Genomic DNA, 20,007 nt, shown 5'->3' with positions numbered 1-20,007 from the left:
ATCGCCTGTCCTTTTTTCGTGGCGGTGGTTATGGTACAATGAATGCAGTTTTCCCATGAAGAGGAGATATGACCGTGATTGAATTCGTAAAAGGCTCCGTCGCCTATGTGTGCGCGGAATATATAACGTTGGATGTTTCGGGCGTCGGCTACAAAGTACATGTGCCTAACCCGTTTTTTTATCGTGAACAAGACGAACATGTAATCGTGTTTACGCATCATTATGTGCGTGAAGATCAACAGACACTGTACGGTTTCCGCTCACGTCGGGAACGCGAACTGTTCAATAAACTGCTCGGCGTCAACGGGATCGGACCGAAAGGCGCACTCGCCATCGTCGCCTCAGGCGATATGGACGCGCTCATCGACGCGATCGAGACCGAGAACGAGAAGTATTTGACGAAGTTCCCGGGTGTCGGCAAGAAGACGGCGAAGCAGATGGCGCTCGATTTGAAAGGCAAGCTGTCCGAGCTCGCCCCGGATTACGTACCGAATACCGGACTGTTCGCTCAAGGCGCTTCCGAACTCGACGAGGCGTGCGAAGCGCTCGTCGCACTCGGGTATTCAGAGCGTGAAATCACCCGTGTCCGCAAGGAACTGAATTCAGAAATATTGACGACAGACGCTTACATAAAGCGCGCCCTGCAATTGCTATTGAAATAAGGAGGAGACCATGGACGAACGATTGTTGTCACAATCCCATCAACAATATGAAGACTCTGAAGAGTGGAGCTTGCGTCCGCAAAAGTTCGAGCAGTACATCGGACAGGAGAAGGCGAAAGGCAACTTGTCGATCTTTATCCAAGCCGCGAAGCTCCGCAGCGAGACACTCGACCACGTCCTTCTTTACGGTCCTCCGGGACTCGGAAAGACGACGCTTGCCCAAATCATCGCCAACGAGATGGGCGTCGGCATCAAGACGACGGCCGGCCCGGCGATCGAACGCCCAGGTGACCTCGCGGCGATCCTGTCGACGCTCGAACCGGGCGACGTCCTGTTCATCGACGAGATTCATCGCTTGAGCCGCACGATCGAAGAGATTCTCTATCCGGCGATGGAAGACTACTGTCTCGACATCGTCTACGGACAAGGCGAGATGGCGCGAAGCGTCCGTATCGATTTGCCACCGTTCACGCTCGTCGGCGCGACGACGCGGGCCGGCATGTTGTCGGCCCCGCTCCGTGACCGTTTCGGTGTGACGTTGAAGCTCGAATACTACGAGCCGCATGAGCTCGCCGCCATCGTCAGTCGGACGGCCCAGCTGTTCCGCCTGTCGATTTCACCAGAGGCGAGCGGTGCCATCGCGAAACGTGCACGCGGCACGCCGCGGATCGCTAACCGGCTGTTACGCCGGGTTCGTGATTTTGCCCAAGTGGCGGGAACGAAAGAAATCGATCCGGTGCTCGCCTCAGACGCGCTCGACCGGTTGCATGTCGACGCCCTCGGGCTCGACGAAGTCGACCACCGGCTGTTACGGGCGATGGTTGAACGTTTCGGCGGTGGACCGGTTGGACTCGAGACGCTCGCCGCGACGATTGGGGAAGATGCCCAAACGATCGAGGACGTGTATGAGCCGTACTTGTTGCAACAAGGTTTTCTGCAACGGACGCCGCGCGGCCGGATGATCACTCAGTACGCAAAGACGCATTTTGGCTATGAAGAGGAGTAACGATATGCAAGACATTCAATTGAACGTAAACGACTATGATTTTGACTTACCGGAAGAACTGATCGCCCAAGTACCGCTTCTTGACCGGACGAGCTCACGACTGCTCGTCCTCGACCGCGATACGGGCGATATCGAGCACCGTCATTTCCGTGACGTGCTCGACTACTTGCAGGCAGGCGACGCTCTCGTCGTCAACGACTCGCGCGTGCTCCCGGCCCGATTGTTCGGGGCGAAGCAGGAGACGGGCGGGAAAGTCGAACTGCTCTTACTCAAACAGACGGAAGACGATGTCTGGGAAGCGCTCGTCAAACCGGCGAAGAAAGTGCGCGTCGGTGCCATCGTCGAGTTCGGCAACGGGTTGCTCCGGGCTGAATGCGTCGAAGAGCTGCCGGAAGGGGGACGCCGCTTCAAGTTCGACTACGACGGCATCTTCTATGAGATTTTAGATGAGCTCGGCACGATGCCGCTTCCGCCATACATCCGTGAACAGCTCGACGACCAGGATCGTTATCAGACGGTGTACGCCCGTGAACGCGGGAGTGCGGCCGCACCGACGGCAGGCCTCCACTTCACGGAAGAACTGCTCGCAGCGGCAGAGGCGAAAGGCGTCAAGCTAATCCCGCTCACGCTCCACGTCGGTCTCGGTACGTTCCGTCCCGTCACGGCCGATACGATCGAAGAGCACACGATGCACAGTGAGTATTTCGAACTGTCGGCCGCTTCGGCTGAAGCGCTCCGCGACGTCCGTGCAAGCGGCGGCCGCGTCTTCGCCGTCGGGACGACGTCGACCCGGACGCTCGAGACGATCGTGCGCGACCATGGGGATTTCGTCGAGTCATCGGGCTGGACGGACATCTTTATCTACCCAGGCGTCGAGTTGAAGGCGATTGATGGACTGATCACGAACTTCCATCTGCCGAAGTCAACGCTCGTCATGCTCGTCTCGGCGTTCGCGTCGCGCGACATCATCTTGAACGCGTACCGCACGGCGGTACAAGAACGTTACCGCTTCTTCAGCTTTGGGGACGCGATGCTCATCACGAGGAAGGAAGAGAACAAATGACCAAACACGCAGTCACATACGAACATATCCACACATGTAAACAGACGGGAGCGCGGCACGGAATCGTCCATACGCCGCACGGCTCGTTCGAGACACCTGTCTTCATGCCGGTCGGCACGCAGGCAACCGTCAAGACGATGGCCCCGGAACAAGTCAAGGCGATGGGAGCGAACATTATCCTCTCGAACACGTACCACCTTTGGATTCGTCCAGGACATGAGGTCGTCAAACAAGCCGGCGGCCTTCATAAGTTCATGAACTGGGACGGCGCGATTTTGACGGACTCGGGCGGCTTCCAAGTCTTCTCGCTCGCCGACCTTCGCAACATCCAAGAAGAAGGCGTCCATTTCCGCAACCACTTGAACGGCGACAAGTTGTTCTTGTCACCGGAGAAGGCGATGGAGATTCAAAACGCGCTCGGTTCGGATATCATGATGGCGTTCGACGAATGCCCGCCATTCCCGGCGACGCATGAATACATGAAGAAATCGGTCGAGCGGACGAGCCGTTGGGCAGAGCGTTGCCTCGCGGCACACGAACGTCCGGAAGACCAGGCGTTGTTCGGTATCATCCAAGGCGGCGAGTACGAAGATCTCCGTCGTCAAAGTGCGGCCGACCTCGTCTCGCTTGATTTCCCAGGTTATGCCGTCGGTGGATTATCGGTCGGTGAACCGAAAGACGTCATGTACCGCGCACTCGAGTTCACGACACCGTTCATGCCGGAGAACAAGCCGCGCTACTTGATGGGCGTCGGTTCACCGGATGCGTTGATTGAAGGCTCGATTCGCGGCATCGACATGTTCGACTGCGTCTTGCCGACCCGGATCGCCCGCAACGGGACGCTTATGACATCGAAAGGCCGCGTCACGATCAAACATGCGAAACATAAGACGGATTTCGGACCAATCGACGGGAAGTGCGATTGCTACACGTGTAAGAACTATTCGCGCGCGTACGTGCACCACTTGATTCGCGCCGACGAGATGTTCGGGCTTCACCTCTGTTCGACACACAACCTTCACTTCCTCGTGAACTTGATGAGTCAAGTACGTCAAGCCATCCGCGAAGACCGTCTCTTGGACTTCAAGGAAGAGTTTTTCGAAGAATATGGGTATAACAAACCAAACGCCAAGAATTTCTAAATTGTTCTGACAGCGATTATGTGACAACGTTTCAGTTTCACGGTATAATGAACCTGATATTGAAGGAAAGGGTGAATTTTACGCATGGAAACTCTCGTAGCACTATTACCGATGATCCTTATTTTCGTCGTGTTCTACTTCTTGTTGATCCGTCCGCAGACGAAACGTCAGAAGGAAGTACAATCGATGCAAAACGCGCTTGAGCGTGGGGATCACGTCGTAACAATCGGCGGCCTTCACGGCGTCGTCCACCAAATCGAAGACACACAAGTCACATTGAAATGTGACCAGTCACTCCTCAAGTTCAATCGCAGTGCGATTGCTGAAGTGACGAAAAAAGGCAACTCATCATTCGCTGAGTAACCAAACAACGCCTGGCCATCACTGGTCAGGCGTCTTTTTGTGTGGAAAATAATTGGGGGATGATCCGCCGAGCCGCTTCTTGTCCGCCATAGATGGCGCGTGCGAACGGTCCTGCATTTTTATCCTATACTGAATATCTTATTTTAAATTTTAGTAGTATGTCACAAAATGGTATGAATAACTGTTTGATAATAGACAAAAGAAATATAAGGTATATAATGGTATTTGAGTTTTGTGCATAGGTATTTAAAGCTAAAATATATATTTTTTGGATGGTGATAAATATGACTAATATACATTCTGCTGATGCATCTTTTTTAGGCTACTACTATCAAGGAATGTATGCCCTAGTAAAATTATTAGATGCGGAAGATTTCGATAAGATTAGTATTGAAACAGAGGATGATGTTTTTTTAAGTGGTAAATCTAAAACTCTCTATCAATTAAAGCATAGTCTTAACAGCAAAGGGAATTTGACAGAGAAAAATGAAGGATTATGGAAAACTATACGGATATGGTCGGATAAATTAAACAATAGTGAAACAAATGAATCAATATATTTTATATTTGTTACCCCTTTAGGAATTAAAAGAAGCAGTTTATTGATTGATTTCACATTTGAAAAAAATAATCGGTCTAAGTTAGTTAAATTGCTGTATATGGAAGCAACAAGAGTAAGAAACGAAAGAGAAGATGCTAAATTGAAGGGAAAAATACCCTTACCGCACCAAACGAGAGCTGAAGGTTGTAATGCTTTTTTAAGTCTTTCAGATACACAAAGAACGGAACTAGTGAACAAAATAACTATTCACCCGAATAGTTTTAATCTGAAACAAATAAATTCAGAAGTTGAGAAAAGAATAAAGAATGCTATCCCGATAAAAATTAGAAAACTGTTGATTGAGAGAATAATCGAGTGGTGGGACAGAAGAGTTGTATTGGGATTACTTAATGAAGCAGAGAGGGAAATTCAAAAGTCGGAACTAACTCAACAAATTTATAATATTTATTCTCAATTTCAAGAAGACAGTTTACCTGATGATTACAGTGATAAAGATGAAGAAGTTGATGTTGAACAAGAAATGAGAGGTATGATGGAATATCAAATTGATTTAGTGAATGGAGGAACGCATAGGAAGAAAAGAGCTGCTATTGCAAGATGGCAAGCAATTAATCAAAGAGATAAGTGGATTTCTCAAGATGTTATTCATAGTGCTGAATTGAATAAATTAGACAAGCAACTAATAAAAGTGTGGGAAGACAGCTTTGAACCTATGAGAAATGATCTGTTTAGTGAGAATGAAGAAACCTTATGTAAGGAAGGTTGTAAATTACTTGACTGGTCACATCAAAAAGCCCACTTAGAAATTGTTCCGATAAGAAATAGTTGGAAGCAACCATTTTTAGTTCAGGGAACATATCAACATCTTTCAGACGAACTTAAAGTAGGATGGCATCCGAATTATATAGACCGATTGACTAGAAAAATAGAGGAGGAAGGAATTTGATTTCAAGTGATTTATATTCTGCAAATAATCCCGCACTTTGTTCTTTATTGATAAAGTCATTTTTAGATGGGTTTGAAGAAGTGAACAAAGAAGGTTGTGAGTTTCCAGTTATCTTTTTAACTCTTCCTTTTATGTTATCAAGCAATATCCGAGACTGTTTTAAAGGTTCGAATAAAAACACAGGATTATTAACTTGGCTTTCTAGAGAGCCACAAGTGCTAATTGACTTATCTACTAGAATTGAAGCAACAGATTTATTGACTAAAAATGCATTAATCTTTGGAGCTAATAATCATATTTTCAAATTTAATGAAACTGGATTATTGTTAGCAGATAATTCAGGAATTTTAAAGAAACAGTTTAACTTATTTCTCAAAGAAGATAAAAAATCTGAGGTCCATGAGATGTTTATTTGTTCAAAAAGATTTGGAATTTGGTGTGGTCATCTTGAATCTACGAGAAATATATATAATGTAATGGGGTTAAGCATATGAAAAGGTGGAATATAAAAAGTATTTTACTTTATAGTCATGACGAAAAAATAAGAGAGTTAGAATTTGAATTGGAAAAAGTAAATATTATTACAGGTGATTCCCGTACCGGAAAATCAGCTATTCCAGAAATTATTGATTATGTCATGGGGGCAAGTAAGTGTTATATACCAAGCTATGTCCGATCTTGTTTAAGCTGGGTAGGGATAGTATGGATAAAAGATAGCACAGAATTCTCTATTTTCAGAAAAATCCCAAATGCAGGTAAAAAATCTAGTCAAGACTATTATGTTGAAACAGGAAAAAACATTAATATTCCTAAACGAGCAAGTGAGTTAAGAAAAGTAACAAATTTAGAAGGGGCACTAAAAAAATTTGAAAGTATATTGGGAATAGGAGATGCTTTAACTGATTCCTTCGGAAGAAGTTATGAAGCGAAAAGAATTACAATTAGAAACTCTATGCCATATTTATTGCAAGACGATGATGTGATTATAAGTAAGAATAATCTTTTAAGAGGCGGGAATGAAGTTGAAAAAAAGCAAAGTGTAATTGAATCAATCCCTTATTTCTTCGGAGTAATCGACGAGGCTACTTTAGAAAAGGAAATAGAAATTAAAAGAGTTAAGAAACAGATTGAAAGAATAGAGAAAAACTTGAATGTTAATAAAAGATTAACTGATTTGGAAGATTCTAAAATGTTGGATTTAATCCAAGAAGCTTCTCAACTAGGATTGTGCGATAATCCAACTCATTATGAAAATGAAGAGCTCGAACATCAACTAAATAAAATTTTGTCGTGGGATTTAAATCAAGATGCAAAGTTAAATGAAGATCAATTGCCAGAATTGTATAACTTGTTGGTAAAGGAACAAGCAAAAATTGTTGAAATGAAAAACAAAGTACGATCGGCACAAGAAAAAATTAAAGTGGCAAATGAATATGATCATACAATCAGAAGGCAGAGAAGAAAATTAGAAACAATTAATATATTTAAACATATAAACGATGTACATAGCTGTCCATTATGCGATAGAGAAATACATAACGAAATTATCGCTATAGATTCAATTAACAATCTAATTTCTAAAACTCACACTGATTTAAATGGTGTTGAAAGAGAGAGACCAAAATTAGATGCATACATTAGGGAAATAAAAAAAAGTATAGCATTGTCAGAAACTAAAATAAATCAGTACAAAAATAGAATTTCTACTTTAGTTAAGGAAAATGAACATTTTGAAATAGGTTTGGATATTATTCAGCGGCGATATAAAGTTATTGGAAGAGTAAGCCTTTATATGGAGACTAAAGAGCAGATTAGCAATAATGAAAATTTAGATAAATTAAATCAGTTAAAAAGAGTACATGAAACTCTTGTTAATGAAGTTGATGTAAATGGAAAAATAGAAGCTCTAGAAAATGTTGAACGTAGAATTTCTTCAATTGCGTCAAAGATAATTTCAGATTTACCCTTTGAGAAAAGGTATGAAGACAATCCAATATTTATTAATTTAAGAAATCTAAACGTCGGAGTTTCATTACCTACACACAGCGAAAGTATGCGTGATGTTGGATCCGATGAAAATTATCTTAGCTTGCATGTCTCACTACTTTTAGCAATGCATAGACACTTTGCGAATCTTCAAACTCCTGTCCCTGGTGTATTATTATTTGATCAGTTAAGTCGTCCATATTTCCCTGCTGATAAAGATCAAGAAGAAATTGAAACGGAAGTAACTGATCATGATAGAAATTCTTTGTTACAATACTTCAATCAGTTATTTAAAGAGGTTGATAGAGGCGAGTCATTGCAGGTAATTGTATTAGAACATGCATATTTCAAAAATAATGATCAGTATAAACAAGCAGTGAAATATAGTTGGAAAAAAGGAGAAACAGGATTAATTCCTCATAATTGGCCAGAAAAATAAAATAAATTAATTTTGGAAAACCAATATAATAATTAAGGAAGTAAGAAAAATCAATCTATGTAAAATGTATTACTGTTGGCTTAAAGTTAAAAAGAGTAATAGCCCCAACGATCGTGTGAGCGTTGGGGCTATTACTCTTCTTTCAAATAAACTCAAAGAAATCTAATTATGAAAATCAAAGAAATAATAAATGTAAACTTAGTAGAAAAATCATTGTTATGTTTAGAAAGAAATTAATATCAACAGAATATTATAAAGATGGTAGTCATCCTCAAAAAATAAAATTCTTGAAAGTATTTTGTCAAACTTCGTCAATCCGACGAATCATCCACCTGTTTTCCAAAAATCAAATTGAATCGTGAAAACGTTTGCATTATCGTCAAGTTGAGAAGAATTGGAAAGAAGGAGAAGAGGACATGGATGTGAAACGATTGCTACGCCCACTCAAAAAATGGAAGGTACGACGTCGCCCTGACCGCGTGAAAGGACGCTCGTCGATGCGCCGTAAGATGGCGATGGCGCTCGTGCCGACACTGATCGCTTTATTGATCGTCGGTGCGCTCGGCTCGTATCAATTACAGAATGCGACGTCAGAGTATGACCGCGTCTTGAACGAGCGGCTCCAAGATATGCTCGTCGCCGAAGATTTGGCGTTGACCGTGACCGATGCCGAGCGTTATTTGAACTACTACCTGCTCGTCTCGAACCCGAAAACGTTGATTAGCCTTGAGGCTTCCCAAACGAAACGGGACGAATTGATGAATACGCTCCAACAGTCGACAGAAGATCCGAAAGTGCTCGCCTGGCTTGATGATCTCGAGAAGTTCAATCAACATCTCGACACGGAGATGGCGCGCGTCATCGACCTCCGTCAACAACAAGACGAGATCGGCTATAAGACGGTGCTCAATACGAGTGTGACACCGACGACGGATCGTGTCCGAATGACGGTGACCGACCTCGTCACGTATCAGGGCGAAGCGCTCGCCGCTGAGTCGGAAGCGGTCCAGGCGAGTGCCGGGCAATCGATCATCTGGATGGTCGTCATCAGCATCATCGGCGTCGCTGTCGGTCTATTTTCACTAGTAGCCCTCCAAAAGCTGTTCTTGAAGCCGATCAATCGACTTGTCAGCGAAGCGCGCGTCGTTGCCGAGGGAGACTTGACCGGAGACGATATCGAGGTCGGTTCAAACGATGAGCTCGGTGACCTCGTCACGGCGTTCAACGATATGAAACGGAACCTCGTCGGCCTGATTCGCCAAGTCGGTGCAGCCTCGGATAAAGTGACGGCCTATTCGGAAGAGCTGTACGCCAGTACGGACCATGTCGCCACGACGACGCAAGGCGTGGCCGGCCTGTTCGAACAGATGAACCTCGGCGCCCAAGTATCGGCGAAACGGGCCGAGGAAGGGACGTCCGGCGTCAACCAAGCCGTCGTCGGCTTGAACCAGATCGCCGCGGCCTCGCAAGGCGTGAACGAACAGACGATCCATACGCTCGAAGCGGCGAGTGGGGGACTTGAGACAATCCAGTTGGCCGAACGACAAATGCGTGAGATTCAACAAGCGAACGACTTGACGCAACAGATGGTCAAGCGTTTGTCGAACCAGTCGCTTGAAATCGAGAAAATCACGCGTTCAATCACCGCCATCACGGAACAGACGAACCTACTCGCCTTAAACGCCGCCATCGAAGCGGCACGGGCTGGTGAACATGGGAAAGGGTTTGCTGTCGTCGCGGCCGAGGTCCGAAAGCTCGCCGAAGAGTCGAAACAGTCGGCAAAACAAATCCAAGCGGTCGTCGTCGATATCCAGCGTGATACGTCAGAAGTTGAGTCCGCGTTTGACGTCACGAGTCAACACGTGACGAGCGGCGTCACCCAAATGGGAGAAGTCGCCGGTGCGTTCCGTGAAATCGTCTCCGTCATTCAAGAGACGTCCCGTCAAATGAGTGAGATCGCGGCGGCAACAGAAGAAGTGAGCGCGAACACGACCGAGGTCGCGGTCTCGGTCGAAGATATGTCGACGAATGCCGTGTCGACGCAACGAAGCGTGGAAGAGGCGGGTGCGAACGTCGAAGAGCAACTCGCGGCCATTCAAGAGATCAACGGCATCGCCGAGACGATGAGTCATATGTCGGTCGAGTTAAAAGATCTTGTTCATTTATTCAAGACTTCTGCCCCGCCATCTAACGAGGTATAAAGATGGACCCTCTTACATTGATTGAAATATTGCTCGATAAAACAGCGAGTGACGCGGAGCGGGATGACGCTGCAATGGACTTAGGGTTTATTTTGAATGACGAGACAGTGGAAGTCGCTTTGCTGACCGTTGCGAATGACAAGAAAACGGATGAAATGATCCGAGCTAGTTGCGGAGAATCGTTGGCCCAAATCTGGATTGGACATAACCAGGTAAGCCGTGAAAAATTGGCGTTACTTACTGGAATCGCTATGGATGAAGCAATGGCGGTAATCAAGAAGGAAAATATGGAATATATGCTAGAGTAGACAACTGTTACGCATGTTTAGTACAAACAAAAAGAGGCCGTGGAAACGAATTGTTCCTACGGCCTCTTCCTATTATGCGAGCGTTCGGTTCATTACATTAACAAAATCAGACTGGCTGCCATGACCATCATACCGGCGACCATGCCGTACACCGCATGGTGGGCCCGTCCGTATTCACGAGCAGCTGGGAGTAACTCGTCGAGCGAGATGAACACCATGATGCCGCCGACGCCTGCGAACAAGAGGCCGAACACCGTGTCACTCAAGAATGGCATCAAAAGAAGGAAACCGACGACCGCTCCGAGCGGTTCGGCAAGTCCGGACAAGAAGGACAGTTTCAGCGCCTTCTTCCGAGAACCGGTCGCATAATAAATCGGGACCGAGACGGCGATGCCTTCCGGAATGTTGTGTAACGCGATCGCGATCGCGATGGCGAGACCGACCGCTGGGTCATCGAGGGCCGAGATAAATGTCGCCAAACCTTCCGGAAAGTTATGGATGGTGATGGCGAGCGCCATGAACAGACCCATTTTATGAAGCCGCTGTTTCGTCTCTTGGTTCAACGGGACACGTTCGGTCGCCGTCGTCGCAAGTTCCTGGGACGACGGGTCGTTTTGCATCGTCTCGACGAATTTGACTTCGTGTGGGTTTTCCGGAGACGGGATGAATTTGTCGATCAAGGCGATCAACAACATCCCGCCGAAGAAGGCGAGGACGGTATAGAGCGTCCCAGCCTGCTCTCCGTGGGCCCCGACGAGTTCATCGAGCGCTTTCGGAAAAATCTCGATAAAGGATACGTAAATCATGACCCCACCTGAGAAGCCAAGGGATACCGACAAGAATGCCGTGTTGGTCCGTTTGGCGAAGAAGGCGATCATACTTCCGATCCCCGTCGCGAGTCCAGCGAACAGCGTCAGTAAAAAGGCATAGAGTATCGTACTATCCATTAGAAAGGACTCCTTTGCATGTAGTGTATAAGTTGATAATCACATCATAGCTCAAGTTTTGCCCTAATGCAACTTTTAGTCGCAAGTGCAAAAAAGCGTGGGAAATCAACGTGTGGGTGTTACAATTTCAGGAAAACGATTGATAAATGTTTAGAATATTTGTAATGTTAACGAGAGAAGTTTTTTTACGAGAACATGTGTTTAGAAAGGAAATAGTCGTATGTACAAAAAAGGGAATATCGCGATTTTTGCGGTCATCATGATTGCAACGATCCTGCTCGCCGCCTTGTCGACGCCATGGGTCGTCAAGAACACGAACCTCGGCCTCGATCTTAAAGGCGGGTTCGAAGTGCTGTACGAAGTCCAGCCGCTCGAAGACGGCGATGTCATCGATCAATCAGCGATGAATGCAACCGTTCGCGCCATTAACAACCGTGTCAACGTCCTCGGTGTCTCGGAACCGGACATCCGGATTGAAGACGAGAATCGCATCCGCGTCCAACTCGCTGGCGTAGAGAATCAAAACGACGCTCGTGAAGTGCTCTCGTCGACCGCCCAGCTCACGTTCCGCGATGTGGATGATAACGTCCTACTCGACGGGAAAGACCTCGCTCCGCGTGGCGCAGCACTCAGCTATGACCCACAAGGCAACCCGGTCGTTGAACTGACGTTGCAATCGGCGGACCAGTTCGGTGAAGTCACGTCGCAAATTGCCCAGCGTCCGGCACCGGAAAACCGGCTCGTCATCTGGCTTGATTATGAAGAAGGCGACACGTACGCCGAAGAGATTCAAAAAGAGAACTCGAAGATCGTGTCGGATGCATCCGTCACGTCTCCGATCCTATCGGATAAAGCCATCATCTCAGGTGGCGGCATCGATGCCGAGAGTGGTCAACGTCTCGCTGACATCTTGAACGCCGGGGCGCTCCCGGTCAAACTTGAAGAAATCTATTCGACGTCGGTCTCGGCCCAGTTCGGTCAAGACGCGCTCGACAAGACCGTGTTCGCGTCTCTCATCGGGATTGCAGCCATCTTCTTGTTCATGTTGTTCTTCTATCGTTTACCCGGTCTCGTCTCGATCATCACGCTCATTTTGTATATCAATTTGATTATGTTGTTCTTTAACGGCATTAACGCCGTCTTGACGCTCCCTGGTATTGCCGCTCTCGTCCTCGGTGTCGGGATGGCGGTCGATGCGAACATCATCACGGCCGAGCGCATCAAGGATGAACTCCGGTCAGGGAAATCGGTCCTCTCGGCATTCCGTGCCGGGAACCGGCGCTCGCTCAGTACGATCATCGATGCCAACTTGACGACCCTCATCTCGGCAGCGGTCTTGTTCTATTTCGGGACGAGCTCGGTCCGTGGGTTCGCCATCATGCTCATGATCTCGATTGCGATGACGTTCATCTCGAACGTCTTCATCTCGCGTTATTTGATGCACCTCCTCGTCTCGAGTCGTCTGTTCGACAAACGAAAAGGCTGGTTTGGTGTGAAGGAGAGTGAAATCCGTGAACTTTAAGCTCACTGAATTAAACTATGTGAAACATATGCGCACGATGTTCATCGTCTCGTGTGCCATCGTCATCATCGGTCTCGGCATCTTGTTCTTCCGTGGCTTGAACCTCGGGATTGACTTCGCATCCGGTACCCGGGTCGAAGTGTTGACCGAATCACAAGTATCGCAAGAAGAATTGGCGTCGGCATTTGAAGAAGCCGGTGTCGATGAAGAGATTTCGTCGGTCCAATACGCGGAAGGCGGAACGCTCGCCAACGTGACGTTCGTCGGCCAGCTCGCTCAAGACGAAGTCGCGTCGGTGAAGACCGTGTTCACGGAAACGTTCGGGAACGACCCGAACATCAGCACCGTGTCGGCCGAAGTCGGCCGTGATATCGCTCGGAATGCCATCTATGCGGTCGCACTCGCGTCGCTCGGGATTATCCTCTATATCACGTTCCGCTTCCAATTCTCGTATGCGGTCGCAACGGTCGTCGCCATGCTTCACGATGCGTTCTTCATGATCGTGGCGTTCTCGATTTTCGGTATCGAGGTCAACTTGTACTTCGTCGCCGCCATCTTGACGATCATCGGTTACTCGGTCAACGATACGATCGTCACGTTCGACCGCGTCCGTGAGAACATCCAAGCGTATGAGAAAGAACGGAAAATCAAATCGATGGACGTGTATCGTGACATCGTCAACACGTCGATTCAAGAGACGATTGTCCGCTCGGTCAACACGGTCGTCACCGTGCTCTTGACGGTCATCGCCTTGTACGTGTTCGGTGCCGAGTCAATCCGTGGCTTCTCAATCGCGTTGCTCATCGGTCTCGTCATGGGGATGTACTCATCGATTTTCATCGCCTCGTACTTGTGGATGCTCCTCAAAGGCATGTCGCTCAACAAAAAGAAAGAAACCGCCCCAGAGGCGTAACAGCAGGTCTCCCGCATCGTTCGGGGGACCTTTTTTGAATGTCAAGACGGCACTTCACTCGCTCGTTCTGATATAATCAACAATTGATTGGAGTGAAGGACTATGTATCATGCAAAGAAACGATGGGTGTATCCGGAGACGGATACGGCCGCGGTTGAACAGTTACAGACAGAATTGAATATATCGGAGCAACTCGCGACGCTCCTCATGCAGCGGGGGCACCGTGACGTCGATGCGGCGAAGGCGTTCCTGCACATCGAGGACGAGTTGACGTTCCACGATCCGTACTTATTTGAACAGATGAACAAAGTCGTTGACCGTTTGAAACGCGCGGCCGATGACGGGGAGATGGTGCTCATCTACGGCGACTATGACGTCGATGGTGTCAGCGCCTCGGCCGTCATGTGGCACGCCTTGACCGAGATCGGTGTCATGGCGGAATGTTATATCCCGAACCGGTTCACGGAAGGATACGGTCCGAACAAAGAGGCGTTCAGCTGGGCCGCGGGTGAAGGGTTCACGCTCATCATCACGGTCGACTGTGGGATCTCAGGGATCGAAGAGGCAGCGCTCTTAAAAGAGCTCGGTGTCGATTTGATCATCACCGACCACCACGAACCGAAAGAGACGCTCCCAGATGCGTTCGCCATCATCCATCCTCACATCGATCCGTCATATCCGTATGACAAGCTCGCCGGGGCAGGCGTCGCACTCAAAGTGGCCCATGCCGTGCTCGGACGGATGCCGGAAGAGTTGCTCGACTTGGCCGTGCTCGGTACGATTGCCGACCTCGTCCCGCTCGACGGGGAGAACCGTTTGCTCGCGAAGCTTGGTCTGAAAGCGCTCGATGACTCAAAACGTCCAGGCATTCTCGCGCTCCGCGAAGTGTGCGCGTTGACGGACGGGACATTGAACGAAGAGTCGGTCGGTTTTGCGTTTGGACCGCGCATCAACGCTGCCGGTCGTCTTGACTCGGCGATGCCGGCGCTCCAAATGTTGCTCGCCGAGAGCGTCGAGGAAGCACTCGAACTGGCTCAAAAGCTCGACAAACAGAACAAAGAACGTCAAGACATCGTCAAGACGATCGCCAAAGAAGCGACGGAACTCGTCGAGGCATCGATGACGGACGACCGCGTTCTCGTCGTCGCCAGCGAACGATGGAATCCGGGTGTCGTCGGGATCGTCGCCTCAAGACTCGTCGAGGCGTACTATCGTCCGGTCATCCTATTGTGCCACGACCCGAAAACAGGGAAGGCGAAGGGGTCGGGCCGTTCGATCGACGGTTTCGACTTGTTCAAAGAACTGTCGAAAAATGAAGACATCTTGCCGCACTTCGGCGGACACCCGGCCGCAGCCGGGATGACCTTGTTATCGGAGAACGTGGCCGAACTGCGCCGGCGTCTGAACGAACAAGCCGAATCGATTCCGGACGAGACGTTCGTCGCCCGCGTCAACGTCGACTTGAAGCTCGACGTGAACGACGTGTCGCTCGACTTGATCTCAGAGATTGGCAAGCTCGCCCCGTTCGGGATGGGTAATCCGTCACCGCGTGTCGTCGTGGCAGACGCTAGACTTCGCGATATCCGTCAAATCGGGCGCGACAACACCCATTTGAAGGTTCAGCTCGCCGGGGATAAGCGGGAACTTGATGGCATCGGCTTCGGTTTCGGTCACGTCGTCTCTGAAATCTCGAAGATGGCCCACGTCTCGGTCATGGGCAGTCTGCAAGTAAATGAATGGAACGGGATGCGCAAGCCGCAGCTCATGATTCAAGACATCCGTGTCGACGGGTTCCAAGTGTTCGATTATCGGGGCAAGAAAAATTCGCTCGACGAATTGAAACAGCTCCCGGGCGACACGACGTCGTTCATCTCGTTCCAAGGCCGGGACGACTTCCCGCTCCACGATCTCAGCACGCCGCTCAAACCGTTCGTCGTCCTGCTCGATTTGCCGGACGAGGAAGATGTGCTCGCAGACATGTTGACCGAGGATGTCGAGCGCGTGTACTGTGCGTTCGGACAAGGCGGCTCATTTTTTGAGAAGTTGCCGACGCGAGAAGATTTCCGAACATATTACGTCCATATGGCGACGTGCGAACGGAAAAACCTGCGCGAAAACTTGATTCGTTTGTCAATCGAGCGAAAATGGTCAAAAAATACGATTCAATTTATGCATCAAGTATTCTCTGAACTCGAATTTCTTGTTACAATGGAAGACGGACTGCCTGGAGTGAATCCAGAAGCGCCGAAACGTGATTTGACCGAAGCGCCATGTTATAAGCGCCGGGTCGGACGAGTCCAACTCGAGGAGCGTTTCATCTATGCGTCGTTGGCAGAACTGAAAGAGCGGTTACAATCATTGCGATCGAACAAGATGCAGGAGGCTTACACATAAAATGGATTTCAAACAGCATATTAAAGAAGTAGCGGATTACCCGAAAGAAGGGATCAGCTTCAAGGACATCACGTCACTCATGCAAGACGGCCCGGCCTATAAAAAAGCGGTCGACGAGCTCATCGCTTACGCACAGGAGCGCGGTGCTGAACTCATCGCCGGCCCTGAGGCACGCGGCTTCGTCGTCGGTTGCCCGGCAGCGTACGCACTTGAGCTCGGGTTCGTCCCGGTCCGTAAAGAAGGCAAGTTGCCACGTGAGACGGTTCGCGTCTCTTACGGACTCGAATACGGCACAGACATTTTGACGATGCACAAAGACTCGATCAAACCGGGCCAACAAGTCGTCATCTTGGATGACTTGCTCGCAACAGGCGGAACGATCGAAGCGACAATCAAAATGATTGAACAGCTCGGCGGCGTCGTCGCTGGGATCGGATTCTTAATCGAGCTTGATGGACTTGGTGGACGTGAGCGTCTCGAAGGATACGACGTGTTCTCACTCATCCGTTACGAAGATTAATCAAAGGGAAGCGATGGCTTCCCTTTTTTAAATAGTTTTTTAAGTAAAACAACCCACAACCTTTGACAGGTCGTCAGATTTTTTCGATAATAGTAAGTAAAATTAGAACAACCACGTACGTTAACTACTACCATGCTGCGACTTGTCCGAGTCGATTGGAGCGGTAAGAAAAAGGGTGTCGAATGTTATGACCAAAAAACAAATCGTAAGTATTGAGGACCTTCTCGACGCGCTCGGGGAGTATATGGGTGAAGACGAGATTGCCGAAGTAAGACGCGCTTACGAATACGCCAAACTGCATCATACCGGTCAGTTCCGACGTTCAGGCGAACCCTACATTCTGCATCCGGTCCAAGTGGCCGGTATTCTCGTTGATATCGGGTTAGACGCGACGACCATCATCGGGGCGCTCTTGCACGACGTCGTCGAGGATACGGACGTCACGCTCAAAGAACTCGCCGATGAGTTCGGTGTCGATGTGGCCATGCTCGTCGATGGAGTGACGAAGCTCGGTAAAATCAAATATAAATCGAAAAAAGAAGAACTCGCTGAGAATCACCGTAAAATGATTATCGCGATGGCAGAAGACGTGCGCGTCATCTTGATCAAGCTGGCCGACCGTCTGCACAACATGCGGACGCTTCAACATATGCCGAAAGAGAAACAAGTTCAAAAGGCGGAAGAGACGCTCGAAATCTTCGCCCCGCTCGCCCACCGGATGGGGATCTCGACGATCAAATGGGAGCTCGAGGATATCTCGTTACGTTATATCAACCCGCAGCAATACTATAAGATCGTCTCGATGATGAAACAGAAGCGGACCGAACGGGAAGCGCTCGTCACATCGGTCATCACGGAAGTGAACACCGTTCTCGAGGACGTGAGCATCGAGGCCGATGTCAACGGCCGTCCGAAGCATATCTACTCGATTTACAACAAGATGGTGAAGCATAAAAAAGAGTTCAATGAAATTTATGACTTGATGGCCGTCCGCATCATCGTCGATTCGATTCGCGACTGTTACGCCGTCCTCGGCATCATCCACACGCAGTACAAGCCGATGCCAGGCCGGTTCAAAGACTACATCGCCATGCCGAAACCGAACATGTATCAGTCGCTCCACACGACGGTGATCGGACCGAAGGGTGAGCCGCTCGAAGTGCAAATCCGGACGAAGGACATGCACTTCATCGCCGAGTTCGGGATTGCCGCGCACTGGGCCTATAAAGAAGGAAAGAACGTCGCGACGAACGGGTTCGATGAAAAAATCGCCCACCTTCGCGAGATTTTAGAGCTTCAAAAAGATACGACCGACGCCGAGGAGTTCATGGAGTCGCTCAAAGTCGATTTCTTCAGCGACATGCTCTACGTCTTCACACCGAAAGGCGACGTCTTCGAGTTGCCGAAAGGCTCGGTCCCGATCGATTACGCGTACCGCATCCATACCGAGATTGGTCACAGGATGACGGGCGCGAAAGTGAACGGACGGATGGTGCCGCTCGACCATAAACTCGAGACGGGTGACATCATCGAGATCATCACGTCGAAACACAGCTATGGGCCGAGCAAGGACTGGCTCAAACTCGCCGTCTCGAGCCAAGCGAAGAACAAAATTCGCCAATGGTTCAAGCGCCAACAGCGTGAAGAGAACGTCGAGAAAGGTAAAGAGCTCGTCGACGTCGAAATCAAGAAGCTCGGTTTCGAACCGAAAGAAGTGATCGATGACCAGTCGCTTGCCGTCGTCGTCGAGAAGTTCAACTTCGGGAACGAAGAAGAGATGTACGCCGCGGTCGGGTATCATGGCATCACGGCGGCGCAAGTCGCCCACAAGTTGACGGAGAAGCAGCGGAAAGAACCGAAACTCGAGCTGTCGGACGCGATCAACGAATTGAAAGTCAGTCAGTCACCGAAGAAGAAGACGGCCGAGGCCGGCGTCTCGGTGAAAGGGATCGACAACATGCTCATCCGCATGAGCCGGTGCTGTAACCCGGTACCGGGCGACGAAATCGTCGGGTATATCACGCGCGGACGCGGCGTGTCGATTCACCGGAAAGACTGCTTGAACATCATCAATGAGCAGCATCCGGAGCGGCTCCTCACGGTCGAGTGGGAAGCCGGGCAAGCAAAAGAGAAGAACTATAACGTTGACATCGAGATCACAGGCTACGACCGTTCAGGGCTCTTGAACGACGTGCTTCAAGCCGTCTCGGCGACGAACACGAACATCGTGGCCGTGAGTGGACGCGGAGACCAGAACAAACAGGCCCGCATCTCGATGACAATCTCGATTCCGAACGTGAACCATCTGCAAAAAGTCGTCGACCGGATCAAGCAAATCTCGGACGTGTACTCGGTCAGCCGAGTCATGATGACGTAACGAAAGGAAGATTTCAGTGCGTGTATTGTTGCAACGAGTGAAACAAGCCTCGGTCACCGTCGACGCGGAGACGGTCGGCCAAATCGAGGCCGGCTATCTGCTCCTCGTCGGGGTGACCCACGAGGACACCGAGACGGAAGTAAACTGGCTCGCCGACAAGGTGGCCGGACTCCGTGTCTTTGAGGACGCGGACGAGAAGATGAACCTATCGATTCAAGACGTCGACGGGAAAGTATTGTCCGTATCACAGTTCACGCTGTACGGCGACACGCAGAAAGGCCGTCGTCCCGCGTTCACGCAAGCGGCGAAGCCGGACATCGCGGAACGACTTTATGAGAAGTTCAACGATCGCTTGAGGACGCACGGGCTCGTCGTCGAGACCGGGCAGTTCGGGGCGATGATGGACGTCGCGCTCGTCAATGACGGACCGGTCACGCTCATGCTCGAAAAAAACGCTTGACAGAAGCGGGCACAATTCGGCATCATGAACCATATAACCTAACACCTGCGATAAAGAAGAGTACGGTCACCCCACCAGCAAAGAGAGCGATGCCTAGGCTGAAAGCATCGACTGGATGATGACCCGAACGACACTTTGGAGGTGCTTCCTTGAACGCTTAGTAGGGGGAGCCGTTTCATCGGGCGTTAACCGATTT

Annotated in this window: 17 protein-coding genes and 1 other annotated feature (1 of these 18 only partly in view); of the genes, 16 read left to right on the top strand and 1 reads right to left on the bottom strand. The window is 49.3% G+C overall.

Annotation, left to right across the window (positions count from 1 at the left end; genetic code table 11):
• Positions 1–74 precede the first annotated feature (74 nt).
• The 10 genes from ruvA to KNP60_RS05920 all read left to right on the top strand — a co-directional run bounded on the left by ruvA (position 75) and on the right by KNP60_RS05920 (position 10,678).
• Entirely contained in the window at positions 75–662 is a 588-nt protein-coding gene (ruvA, locus tag KNP60_RS05965) for a Holliday junction branch migration protein RuvA (RefSeq protein ID WP_034776877.1), read from the top strand.
• Between the two features lie 10 nt (positions 663–672).
• Complete coding sequence (ruvB, locus tag KNP60_RS05960) at positions 673–1,668, top strand: Holliday junction branch migration DNA helicase RuvB (protein ID WP_034776878.1); 996 nt, start codon at positions 673–675, stop codon at positions 1,666–1,668.
• A gap of 19 nt (positions 1,669–1,687) precedes the next feature.
• A complete protein-coding gene (gene queA / locus KNP60_RS05955; RefSeq protein ID WP_128122996.1) occupies positions 1,688–2,731 on the top strand; it encodes a tRNA preQ1(34) S-adenosylmethionine ribosyltransferase-isomerase QueA in 1,044 nt (347 codons plus the stop codon).
• A complete protein-coding gene (gene tgt, locus KNP60_RS05950) occupies positions 2,728–3,873 on the top strand; it encodes a tRNA guanosine(34) transglycosylase Tgt (RefSeq protein ID WP_214797093.1) in 1,146 nt (381 codons plus the stop codon). The genes queA and tgt overlap by 4 nt, the downstream gene beginning before the upstream one ends.
• Before the next feature lie 84 nt (positions 3,874–3,957).
• Positions 3,958–4,236 (top strand): preprotein translocase subunit YajC, encoded by a 279-nt coding sequence (gene yajC, locus KNP60_RS05945; protein WP_021066898.1) that lies wholly within the window; start codon positions 3,958–3,960, stop codon positions 4,234–4,236.
• A gap of 284 nt (positions 4,237–4,520) precedes the next feature.
• Complete coding sequence (locus tag KNP60_RS05940) at positions 4,521–5,744, top strand: ABC-three component system protein (protein ID WP_214797092.1); 1,224 nt, start codon at positions 4,521–4,523, stop codon at positions 5,742–5,744.
• Entirely contained in the window at positions 5,741–6,238 is a 498-nt protein-coding gene (locus tag KNP60_RS05935) for a three component ABC system middle component (protein ID WP_214797091.1), read from the top strand. Before KNP60_RS05940 ends, KNP60_RS05935 begins: the two co-directional genes overlap by 4 nt.
• Positions 6,235–8,169, top strand: coding sequence for a DUF3732 domain-containing protein (locus KNP60_RS05930; RefSeq protein ID WP_214797090.1), 1,935 nt, complete (start codon positions 6,235–6,237; stop codon positions 8,167–8,169). Before KNP60_RS05935 ends, KNP60_RS05930 begins: the two co-directional genes overlap by 4 nt.
• A 416-nt stretch (positions 8,170–8,585) precedes the next feature.
• Positions 8,586–10,370: a methyl-accepting chemotaxis protein gene (locus KNP60_RS05925; protein ID WP_214797089.1), complete on the top strand. Its 1,785-nt coding sequence runs from the start codon at positions 8,586–8,588 to the stop codon at positions 10,368–10,370.
• A gap of 2 nt (positions 10,371–10,372) precedes the next feature.
• Positions 10,373–10,678 carry a hypothetical protein gene (locus KNP60_RS05920; RefSeq protein WP_214797088.1) on the top strand — a complete coding sequence of 102 codons (306 nt, stop codon included), beginning with the start codon at positions 10,373–10,375 and terminating at the stop codon, positions 10,676–10,678.
• Positions 10,679–10,770: 92 nt separating this feature from the next.
• Here the strand turns inward: KNP60_RS05920 and zupT are convergent, their stop codons facing one another.
• Complete coding sequence (zupT, locus tag KNP60_RS05915) at positions 10,771–11,625, bottom strand: zinc transporter ZupT (RefSeq protein WP_034776881.1); 855 nt, start codon at positions 11,623–11,625, stop codon at positions 10,771–10,773.
• Positions 11,626–11,845: 220 nt separating this feature from the next.
• On the opposite strand from zupT, the gene secD reads away from it, so the two are divergent.
• From secD to dtd, 6 genes are all read left to right on the top strand, one after another.
• Positions 11,846–13,147, top strand: coding sequence for a protein translocase subunit SecD (gene secD, locus KNP60_RS05910; RefSeq protein WP_200881475.1), 1,302 nt, complete (start codon positions 11,846–11,848; stop codon positions 13,145–13,147).
• Positions 13,137–14,060, top strand: coding sequence for a protein translocase subunit SecF (secF, locus tag KNP60_RS05905; RefSeq protein ID WP_200881476.1), 924 nt, complete (start codon positions 13,137–13,139; stop codon positions 14,058–14,060). Before secD ends, secF begins: the two co-directional genes overlap by 11 nt.
• 102 nt (positions 14,061–14,162) lie before the next feature.
• The gene (recJ, locus tag KNP60_RS05900) at positions 14,163–16,454 is read left to right on the top strand and encodes a single-stranded-DNA-specific exonuclease RecJ (RefSeq protein WP_214797087.1); all 2,292 of its coding nucleotides are present in this window, start codon (positions 14,163–14,165) and stop codon (positions 16,452–16,454) included.
• Between the two features lies 1 nt (position 16,455).
• On the top strand, positions 16,456–16,974 hold the full coding sequence (locus tag KNP60_RS05895; RefSeq protein ID WP_034776883.1) for an adenine phosphoribosyltransferase: 519 nt from the start codon (positions 16,456–16,458) through the stop codon (positions 16,972–16,974).
• A gap of 244 nt (positions 16,975–17,218) precedes the next feature.
• Positions 17,219–19,351, top strand: coding sequence for a RelA/SpoT family protein (locus tag KNP60_RS05890; protein WP_483298406.1), 2,133 nt, complete (start codon positions 17,219–17,221; stop codon positions 19,349–19,351).
• A gap of 16 nt (positions 19,352–19,367) precedes the next feature.
• Entirely contained in the window at positions 19,368–19,811 is a 444-nt protein-coding gene (gene dtd / locus KNP60_RS05885; RefSeq protein WP_138859728.1) for a D-aminoacyl-tRNA deacylase, read from the top strand.
• A gap of 38 nt (positions 19,812–19,849) precedes the next feature.
• Positions 19,850–20,007 (top strand) — a binding site (T-box leader) (it continues 78 nt past the right edge of the window).

This window comes from Exiguobacterium sp. s5 (assembly GCF_018618075.1).
Lineage (GTDB): Bacteria > Bacillota > Bacilli > Exiguobacteriales > Exiguobacteriaceae > Exiguobacterium > Exiguobacterium mexicanum_A.
The sequence above is the reverse complement of the archived record's forward strand: the minus strand, read 5'-3'. Positions and strand labels throughout refer to the sequence as shown.

Coding starts and splice junctions, on each gene's coding strand:
- ruvB (WP_034776878.1), top strand. CDS start 673: ATGGACGAACGATTGTTGTCACAATCCCATCAACAATATGAAGACTCT.
- tgt (WP_214797093.1), top strand. CDS start 2,728: ATGACCAAACACGCAGTCACATACGAACATATCCACACATGTAAACAG.
- yajC (WP_021066898.1), top strand. CDS start 3,958: ATGGAAACTCTCGTAGCACTATTACCGATGATCCTTATTTTCGTCGTG.
- KNP60_RS05940 (WP_214797092.1), top strand. CDS start 4,521: ATGACTAATATACATTCTGCTGATGCATCTTTTTTAGGCTACTACTAT.
- KNP60_RS05930 (WP_214797090.1), top strand. CDS start 6,235: ATGAAAAGGTGGAATATAAAAAGTATTTTACTTTATAGTCATGACGAA.
- KNP60_RS05925 (WP_214797089.1), top strand. CDS start 8,586: ATGGATGTGAAACGATTGCTACGCCCACTCAAAAAATGGAAGGTACGA.
- KNP60_RS05920 (WP_214797088.1), top strand. CDS start 10,373: ATGGACCCTCTTACATTGATTGAAATATTGCTCGATAAAACAGCGAGT.
- zupT (WP_034776881.1), bottom strand. CDS start 11,625: ATGGATAGTACGATACTCTATGCCTTTTTACTGACGCTGTTCGCTGGA.
- secD (WP_200881475.1), top strand. CDS start 11,846: ATGTACAAAAAAGGGAATATCGCGATTTTTGCGGTCATCATGATTGCA.
- recJ (WP_214797087.1), top strand. CDS start 14,163: ATGTATCATGCAAAGAAACGATGGGTGTATCCGGAGACGGATACGGCC.
- KNP60_RS05895 (WP_034776883.1), top strand. CDS start 16,456: ATGGATTTCAAACAGCATATTAAAGAAGTAGCGGATTACCCGAAAGAA.
- KNP60_RS05890 (WP_483298406.1), top strand. CDS start 17,219: ATGGGTGAAGACGAGATTGCCGAAGTAAGACGCGCTTACGAATACGCC.